The 3,604-nt window shown below is 36.7% G+C and carries 1 protein-coding gene; it reads right to left on the reverse strand.

Translation table 11 applies throughout. The annotated features are described in order from the left end of the window. Positions 1 to 391 precede the first annotated feature (391 nt). Positions 392 to 3,604 (reverse strand): type I secretion C-terminal target domain-containing protein (locus CL42_RS15640; protein ID WP_035270760.1); only part of this gene is annotated, 3,213 nt, incomplete at its 5' end.

Consider the following 3,604-nt stretch of genomic DNA (forward strand, 5'->3'; position numbering starts at 1 on the left):
TCTATTTAATAACGTTCAAAAAACAGGTCTAAATATAGAGATGAAAATCTCTTTGGAGTAGGAATTTAATTTTTTGAATCATTACCATTTTTTATTATCAATAAATCCTAAACAACATTTTTTTATGATTAAGTCTGCCCCTGATGACTAACACATAAAGCTCTATAAAATGGTGCTTGGATATGATTTTTTTGTTGCAATCGCGTCTCCATAATGAATTTTATTTTATTAGAATATTTTTCAAATGACGAAATAACAAATAAAATTTTTGTTCTTCAAAAATTAATTTATTCAAATTATTAGAATTTTATTTTTTTTATACCAATTACTTTTGATTTCACATTTTTAAAAATAAAAAGAGGTCTCGAAAGACCTCTTTTCATTTGTTTAATTAAATTTGATTATATTTTAACAGATCATCGATCGCATAAAGACTGCTATCTGTATTTTGCAGAACAATAAGCTCAGTTGGGTTATATTTCGTTTTAGCCCCATCAGTATCAACACTAATCACCGTATTTGCACCATCTTGTTTGATCGTTACAAATTCACCAATGTTAGACGATGTAACATTCTGATCTTTTAATAAAGCAGAAATATCAACTCGATCACCTTCAGCTTGATTAAAGTCAGTCCAAATATCTGGACTTTCGGTATGTTGAGCTTGATTGAGCACATCATAAAGGACTGTATCAGCACCTTCACCAAGAGTAAAAGTATCGATTGAAGCAGATGCTTGTACGGTATCTGCCTCATCACTTCCAGTTAGCGTCATCGAAACATTAATTTCAAGTGTTGCAGATTGTGATGTTCCCGCTTTAGAAACTGTTGTATAGGTGAATGTTTCAAGACCTCCACTTAAACCTGATGGTTGATACTCATAGGTGCCATCTTTGAACACAGTAAGGACACCATGCTTACCTTGAACTGTGAATTCTTGACCACCTTTAGCTGGATCATTTACATAAAGCTCTTTAGATCCAATTTTCAGAATATCAATTTGGTCGATAGCTGTATCATTTTCAAATAAATCACCCTCGAGCAATGGTGTATCAGTTGGAGTAATATTATTGACCATTATTCCAGTAATTGATGCACTAGATACATTCACTGAATTAAATGTACTACTCGTTGTGTTAATTGAAATAACATAATCACCTGCATCGAGCACTTTGCCATCATCTAAAATAATTTCTGAGGCATAAGTCGTTGATGTCGAAGGATTCAATATTGTTCCAGCTGGCCATGTAATACTAACATTTCCGGTATAAACTTGTTCAAGCACTTGCTGTTCAACGCCGTTGACAAGCTGAGTAGTCACCTTATTAATCACAACACTCATTGAAGGATTATCATTAGTTAAAGTACGAGTGATATTACCTTGGAGATCTAAGCTACTAATATAAGATCCTTCTTCAACTTTAAACTCTAATGTACGACTTGCAGATCCAATAATTCCAGATTCTACAGATTCATTGAGCGTTGAATAGTTTGCCGCTTGAACGTCTACAACTTCTGCATCGTTAGCTACTGTATTTGTATCAATCTTAATATTGAGAACTTCAATGTAAGTTGTACCATCTGCTCGTTCCACTACAACCTCAAAACGATCAATCTCACCATATGGTGGAGTCCAACCGACTGTACTTTGTGGGACTGTAACATTGTAGGTATAAGTACCGTCAGTATTAATATTGAGTGAGCCATATTGACCCTGTACAACTAAAGCTTCACCTTCAACCACATCAGTGTTATTTACCAATATTAATTTATCTGTCGTAATCGGAGTCGCATCACCTTGAACTGATCCAGTTATCATTTCTGGGTTTGCATAATCATAAATATTGACATCTGTAACTTGAGCCGATGCTCCTCCAATTACGTTTACACCACTAGTTTGTTTGATAATCCCAACGTAAGTACCCTCACCAAAACTCAATGTTACAGGAGTTGAAACACCACCGCCGATGATCACTTGAACAAAATTCGGAATTTCATGTACTTGAACCAACTGTTCAGTATTCTCATCTAAACGATAGATAACCAAACTAAATGTTGAAAGTAGCGTTACCCCGCCCGCGGAACCAGTAAAGGTCATTTCTTGGAAAGTACCGTCTTCAACAGTAAAGTCCATGACACCTTCCTTACCAATTACACTTGCAGACAACACATCACCAGCAATACCTAGATCAAGTAAATTCAATGCGACTGCATTTGAAATACCTAATGCTTCGCCTGTGGTTTCAGTTAAATCAGGAGTAACATCAAGTAATACTGTATTATCAATGATGGCATTTTCATCTGTGGCAACACGCACTAATTCAATATTTAATTCAGCTGTGCGTTTTTCACCATTTGGTGCCGTTACCTCATATACAAAACGATCAACTTCACCGTAATCTCTAAATAATGGATCTACTGTATATGTATATTGTCCATTTTCAGAGATAGTTAAAGTGCCATACTCCCCTTTAATTGTTGCAATACCATCTGTAAATTGATTAATGGTATTTTCACCATGAGTAACTCCACTGATTTTACTACCCTCTGGGACGACATCTGTACCATTTTGATAATCCTGATCCGTAATCACATTACCGTTTATTGTTCCTGTCACAGCTTCTGGATTATTAAAATCACGTACAGCATCTGATTCAAATCTTAATGTATACCCCGTAACAGCTGACAACCCTTGGCCGTTACCTAATACAATGAGCCACTCTCCTTCATCTAAAGAACGACTTATCGTTTCTGACACACCACCTAATACAACGAGATACCAATTATCAATTTTTTCTTTTAATTCATATTCACCAGTTGACTCATTTAACTTATACATAAATAAGTTCATCGTCCCTACTGTAACACCACCAGCATCAGCATAGAAACTAATATCTCTTTCGGTGCCTTCTTCGACTGAAAGGGAAACTGAAGAGCTAAATACGCTTTCAAGCACACTTGCATTTAACACTGGACCTAAGCCAACAGAACCCACCGTAAATCCTGTTGAGTTAAGCTCTGTTGGTGTTTCATTAACATCTACAGTCGGTGTGATATCCAATACCAATTGCACATCATTATTCGCTGTTGCAAATGGCTCAGGTACCTCAATATCTACGAGATCATCTATTCTTTCTTGCAATAGAGCTTTTGCAGCTTCAATCGCGTCTGAAGTTTGATCAATATTGTCTAATGCTTGTTGTGCAAGAGTTTTTGCTGCCTGAGCAGCTTCTAGGGACTCTTGCAATCTATCAGCCTCTGCCTGTGTTACAGTACCGTCTTGCAAGGCGTCAGCTAAATCCTCTTCAGCCGTTGTATAAGCTTCTTCAGCACTTTCTATTAAAGCTTCGACCCCCGCTAGTAAAGTATCAATATCATCAGAAATATCATTTTCATTTTGATCATTTACTGTTGGTAAAGTGATATCAACCAGATCATTTAAACGACCTTGTAGCGCATCTTTTTCTGCTTGTACTGCCTCAGGTAACGCTGTCACTTTTGTTTGTGCTTCTGTTTTCGCAGCAAGTGCATCATCACGTGCTTGAGTCAGTGCAGTAAGTTCTGTTGGGGTGATGAGGCCATTGGCATTTGCATCGATTAGCGC

Origin of the sequence: Acinetobacter sp. Ver3 (genome assembly GCF_000632455.1) — a bacterium.
Classification (GTDB): domain Bacteria; phylum Pseudomonadota; class Gammaproteobacteria; order Pseudomonadales; family Moraxellaceae; genus Acinetobacter.